Source organism: Xenorhabdus littoralis, from assembly GCF_033949345.1.
GTDB lineage: Bacteria > Pseudomonadota > Gammaproteobacteria > Enterobacterales > Enterobacteriaceae > Xenorhabdus > Xenorhabdus littoralis.
This window is the reverse complement of the sequence record NZ_VCDP01000033.1, coordinates 54,954-60,953: the sequence shown is the minus strand read 5'-3', so window position 1 is coordinate 60,953 and position 6,000 is coordinate 54,954. Positions and strand designations below refer to the sequence as shown.

At 36.8% G+C, this 6,000-nt stretch carries 4 protein-coding genes; all 4 read left to right on the top strand.

Features of this window, described 5'->3' with window-relative positions; all coding sequences use genetic code 11:
- Positions 1-935: 935 nt before the first annotated feature.
- The 4 genes from FE394_RS09870 to FE394_RS09855 all read left to right on the top strand — a co-directional run bounded on the left by FE394_RS09870 (position 936) and on the right by FE394_RS09855 (position 5,991).
- Positions 936-1,466, top strand: coding sequence for a fimbrial protein (locus FE394_RS09870; protein WP_319926214.1), 531 nt, complete (start codon positions 936-938; stop codon positions 1,464-1,466).
- Positions 1,467-1,592: 126 nt separating this feature from the next.
- Entirely contained in the window at positions 1,593-2,279 is a 687-nt protein-coding gene (locus FE394_RS09865) for a fimbrial biogenesis chaperone (protein WP_319926213.1), read from the top strand.
- Positions 2,280-2,364: 85 nt separating this feature from the next.
- On the top strand, positions 2,365-4,932 hold the full coding sequence (locus FE394_RS09860) for a fimbria/pilus outer membrane usher protein (RefSeq protein ID WP_319926212.1): 2,568 nt from the start codon (positions 2,365-2,367) through the stop codon (positions 4,930-4,932).
- A 48-nt stretch (positions 4,933-4,980) separates the two neighbouring features.
- Positions 4,981-5,991: a fimbrial protein gene (locus tag FE394_RS09855; protein ID WP_319926211.1), complete on the top strand. Its 1,011-nt coding sequence runs from the start codon at positions 4,981-4,983 to the stop codon at positions 5,989-5,991.
- Positions 5,992-6,000 lie beyond the last annotated feature (9 nt).

The following is a 6,000-nucleotide window of genomic DNA, read 5'->3' as shown; positions in this document are numbered from 1 at the left end:
TGCGGGTGGTTCTGATTTTTTGTCCGCAATACGCTTAAAAAAACAACTGAAACGGGTTGGATGTTTTTACTAATTTTTAGTCAAAAGAAAGGTTTTTACACTACCTTATAGATAATGATTCACATTTATTTCTATCTTTTTATAAAAAACCCCCACGTTTAAAAAAGCCATCTAGAGATTTTTTATACTTATATATAGTTAGATTCTGATTTTTTTGTCTGTTGTTTCATATATTTTTTGTTTGGAACTTTAACGGTATGTTGTAACTAAAAAGGCGAAAACAGGGCCATTAGTGAACAATACATTAATATTGATTCTGATTCATATGTCTTCTATTTTTAATAGGGGTAAAAAAGAGACTAAGGGGCTCGTTTTCTGAGCCAGATATTATTAATAATAAGTTAACTTTTAATGGCCATAATGATTGCATATTTCACTTAAGTTAAATTATAAGCATCTACATATGTGAAATGTTAGGAATAAAAATCAGAAGAGTGAGCATTAGTCACAAATACATAATATTTATTTAAAAATGTAGCAAAAAAAATAAATGGCAAATTTATATATGTTTATTATTTCATTTGTTTTTACATTAGATCAAAAATTAATAATTAATCTTATAAAACAGAATAAAAGTTCATTCACGAATGAAAAACACTCTAGCTTATGAATAACAATTCTATTAATACTTACTTTTAGGAGTAAAGCTCTGAATAATAAGATTAGTCGAGTTATTATTTTGATCTTTTCTAATTAATCGCTACTATATTCTCCGCCTTATCCTTTGATAAGAAAATATGCACTGTTGTTTTTTTGTTGCTTTTCAGATGCAAATATAAACAATTCATTTGCTGTATTAATGTACGGCTTTAACCTTAACTTAGTAACCTTTTACTCTGCTATATAAGCTAGTCAGAGGTTGGATGTATTAAAAAATGAAAACCAAACTAATTATTTCATCTTTATTTGTTTCATCTGTATTTATATCCGCTGCTCATGCTTACGATGGGCAAATCAAATTTACGGGAAAAATTACTCAGACTGCCTGTAAAATTGATTCTAATTCACTCAATCAAACCGTAAATATGGGAACTATCAGCTCAAGTTCACTTGATAAAGCGGGTAAAGTCTCTTCCCCTACTAGTTTTAGTATTACATTGACCGATTGCCCATCAGAGTATAAACAAGCTCAGGTCAAATTTGATGGTCAACCAGACATAAACAATAAAGGTCTTTTAGCCCTAAGCAATAGTACTACTTCTCCTTCTGCTAAAGGTGTTGCAATCGCGCTTTTTGAAGATGACAGCAATACACTGATCCCTCTCGCTCAAAGTTCACGTTCTCAGAAACTAAGTGGCCAAAAAACTGAGCAGCTGAATTTTATCGCTAAATATATAGCAACAACTGATCAAGTAGAGCCGGGTTCAGGTGATTCAGTAGCTAACTTCACTATTACCTATAACTAATGGGATTTATGGCAAGGATGCCAAATCTGGATACCTGTTCTAAATGAACAAAAATGATATGTAGTCACTTGGTTATATTCATTTATTAATAAACATAAGCAATAATATTTTTTTGGAGTAATTACTTTGGCATATTTTCGCATTTTGATTTTTATTCTCACTTGCATTTTCAGTATCAACATCTCTCTTGCTGGCGTCGTCATTGGCGGTACACGACTTGTTTATATTAGTGATCAAAAAGAAGCATCTATTTCCATTAATAATCCAGAGGATGATATTTCTTATCTTATTCAATCTTGGGTTCACGGAGAACATAATGAAACTAAAACACCTTTTATTATTACTCCCCCACTTTTTAAATTAACTGCCGGGAATGAAAATATTTTACGAATTGTTAAAACCGGAAATAATTTACCCAATGATAGAGAATCTTTGTTCTGGATCAATATAAAATCTATTCCCGCCACTGCCAAAACGGGACAAAACCAATTACAAATCACAGTAAAATCCCAGTTTAAGTTATTTTATCGCCCTGCCGACTTAGCAGATAACGCGAACACGGCTTATAAGACTCTGAAGTTCAGCATTGATGGGCATAAGCTCACAGCGGAAAACCCAACACCTTACTATGTCTCTTTTTCTGAGTTAACTACAGGAAATGGAGTAAAGAATCATGAAATTCAATCTCCCGGAATGATCTCACCATTTGAAAAATTAAGTTGGGACGTTCCTATTAAGGATATCAATCAAGTAGCGTGGAAAACTATTAATGATTTTGGCGGTGTTACGCCAGAAGAAGAACAGATGCTTTAGCAAAAAACCATTCCATCTATATATCCAAGAGATTTCAAAAATGTAATGTGAAATATGATGGATATATCAAAATTAGAAAATTATTATGGATAACTACCGTCATTATCTTCACCAAAAGACTTCTAATAATTGGATGTTATTTATCAAATTAAAATTGCGCTATCTATATAGTAAAATTCTTCTCTGCTCATTGTTAACGACCTGTTTTGAGGTTTATAACAATAAAGCTTATGCTGAAGAACATTTTAACATTAATGCATTGGAAGTTCTTTCAGGTTTTCCAGAAGATATTGATCTATCTCTCTTTACTCAAGATGATCAGCAGCCTCCTGGCCGTTATTGGGTAGATATCTATCTTAATCGGGAGAAAGTTGATACTGGAAATATCGATTTTATTATCGAAAATAATAAACTATCGCCAAAACTTAAAATACAGCAGCTTCGGGATATGGGTGTGAATATTGATTCATTCCCTTCACTGCGAGATTCGCCGCAAGAGATGGAAATTTCTGATCTAGGTCAATATATTCCATCTGCATCGTCTTCTTTTGATTTTAAACTTCAACGACTGGATATTAGTGTTCCACAGGCCACATTGCATAGCCAAGCCAGAGACTATGTGCCATCTCATTTGTGGGAACAGGGATTAACGTCTTTATTAGTCAATTATAGCTACAGTGGCTCCATGACTTGGCAGGATAATCAATCCGGCTCTACAAAAAACCATTTTCTCAACCTCAGGTCAGGTGCTAATTGGGATGCTTGGCGTTTACGGAATTATTCTACCTACAGCAGCCAAGATAGAAAATGGCAAAGTATTAATACTTATCTTCAACGTGATATTCACACACTGAAAAGTCAATTAACATTTGGTGATAGTTACACACCCTCACCTATTTTTGATAGCGTTCAGTTCCGTGGCATTCAATTGGCTTCTGATGACAGTATGTTACCCGACAGCCTAAAAGGGTTTGCACCAACAATCAGAGGTATCGCACAAAGCAATGCCAAAGTAACCATTAAACAAAATGGTTATATTATCTATGAATCTTACGTTTCTCCCGGACCTTTTGTGATCAATGATCTTTATCCAACAACGTCCACCGGCGATTTAGAAGTCATCGTCAAAGAGGCTGATGGGAAAGAACATCGTTCTGTGCAAACTTTCTCTACTGTACCTATCATGTTACGGGAAAATAGCCTGCGACATTCCTTAACGCTAGGAAAATACAAATCCAACTCTCATCGTGGCAGAGAACCCTATTTTATGCAGGGAACGGTGATATATGGTATTTCCAATCATGTCACTGCATATGGCGGGACGACAATCGCAAAAAATTATCAATCTGTCGCTTTGGGGACGGGCTACAGCTTTTCTGATTGGGGCTCTCTTTCTTTTGATGCAACCTACGCCAAAACCAATTCAATATCCAACGGCAGTCATTATGGTCAATCTTATCGTTTCCAATATGCCAAAGATCTCACTCAAACCGGCACTAACCTTACTCTGGCAGGTTATCGTTACTCAACTCACAATTTCTATGATTTTAAAGAAGCAAATGAATCAGATGTTATGAATGGTGAGAGTCTCCATAATAGCATCAACAAGCGCAGCAAATTACAGCTACACATTAACCAGACTATGGGTGATTGGGGTGCCGTCTATTTATCTGCTTTACAGCAAGATTATTGGCATCAGAAAGGTTATGAAAAAAGCATCAGTGCAGGTTATAGCACAAGTTATAACTCAATCAATTATAACCTGAACTATTCCTATAATGCTTTCCCAGGCGCAAATCACAATGAACAGATTATTTCATTGAGTGTTCAAATCCCTCTGGAGCGTTGGCTGAAGAACAGCTGGGTAAGCTATAACATGACTAACAGCAAAAACAGCGATACTTCTCACCAGCTCAGTTTGACTGGTACTGCTCTTGAAGATAACAAGCTAACTTATAACATTCAGCAAAATTATACTAACCATAATAAAAATAGCGGCGGAAATATCAGTACTGAATACAAAGGAGCATATAGCCAAGTTAACGCAGGTTACAATTATGATAAACACTCCAGTCAGCTGACTTATGGCTTAAATGGAGGGATCGTGGCCCATCCTTATGGTATTACTCTCGCTCAATCTTTGGGAGACACGCCGGTATTGGTACGTGCCAATGGTGCTAAAGGTGTTAAAGTGCAAAATTACGCTGGTGTTAAGACTGACTGGCAAGGTTATGCCATCGTCCCTTATGTCAGCAGTTATCGAAAAAATCGCATTGCGCTGGATACGAATTCAATGGGCAACAACGTTGATATTGATATCAACACCCAAACCATTATCCCAACCCGTGGTTCATTAACTCTGGCCAATTTCCAGACTCGCATTGGTCATCGCGTTTTATTAACTATTACCCATAAAGGTAAAGAAGTTCCCTTTGGTGCAACGGCTACATTGGAACAAAAAAATGAGATAGATGAACCCAATAGCGCCATTGTCAGTAATGATGGGCAAGCTTATCTCAGTGGTATTCCTGATTCAGGCCAGATATGGGTGAAATGGGGTCACAAAGAGGCTCAAAAATGCCATGTTAAATATCAACTTCCAGACCAAATGCCCGAATCTGGTCTGTACACGCTGAACGCATCCTGTGAATAACAAAATCAACCACCTTTTTGATATTTTTATATATTATGGAAATTATTTATGGCTAGCAGATTAAAATTATTATTAGCGGGTTTATTTATCGTCGGCATGATAAGTAGTTTTGCCAGTCAAGCAGACAACCGTTGTGACTATTATCCAGGTGTTACCGCCAAAACAGCGGTAGTCTCTTTTGGTACTATCGTAATCCCTCGGGATCATCCTATCGGAACACACATTAAAGAAATTAGGTTGGATCAAGTCGATACACAAGGCAATCTGGCCTATTGCAATTACCAGCCCCAAGCCACATGGGATAAACCCGATTTTGAACGAGCACACTACAACTATGACTCGATTTATGAATCCGGAATACCCGGTGTTGGCATACGTATCAATACTTGGACTCAGGGATCCAATTTTGGCATTGATTGGTTTCCCAGAACTGTAAATCCTGCATTCAATTGTCACCTGTCACAAGAACCGCCTGGTAAGCTACAATATTGTGGTAAAACATGGGGTTATTTAACAGTACAATTAATCAAAATTGCCCCTATTACAGACTCAGGTAAAATTCAAAGAAAATTATTAACCAGAGCGAGATTAGGTAGTGATATTGCTATTCATACTTTTTATTTGGCAGATACTAACATTGTGACTCAAGGTTGTTCTCTCAAACAAACCACAACATTCGTTGATATGGGAAATATCAAAACCAGCGAGTTTAGCGGTATTAATAGTACAACCGGAACAACAGGTTTCGACCTGACATTGGATTGTGATGCAAACCTGAGTGTCGCGGTTTCTCTGGATGGACGCCCGGCCAAAAGTAACTCAAATAATATTTGGGCGCTAGATTACAGTAGTGACAACGTCACAGCAAAAGGGATTGGGGTGCAAATTTTGTGGCTCAATCGACCGTTATCGATGCGTGAACCTTTTATAGTCCGCTCTGGCCAAAAAACGATAAGACATTTTTCTCTTCCAATGCAGGCTCGTTATATCCAGACTGAGGCGAAAGTCATTCCCGGTAAAGCGGATGCGACAGCAGCAATTACGCTGACTTATCAATAATTCACTATT

Coding starts and splice junctions, on each gene's coding strand:
- FE394_RS09870 (WP_319926214.1), top strand. CDS start 936: ATGAAAACCAAACTAATTATTTCATCTTTATTTGTTTCATCTGTATTT.
- FE394_RS09860 (WP_319926212.1), top strand. CDS start 2,365: ATGGATAACTACCGTCATTATCTTCACCAAAAGACTTCTAATAATTGG.
- FE394_RS09855 (WP_319926211.1), top strand. CDS start 4,981: ATGGCTAGCAGATTAAAATTATTATTAGCGGGTTTATTTATCGTCGGC.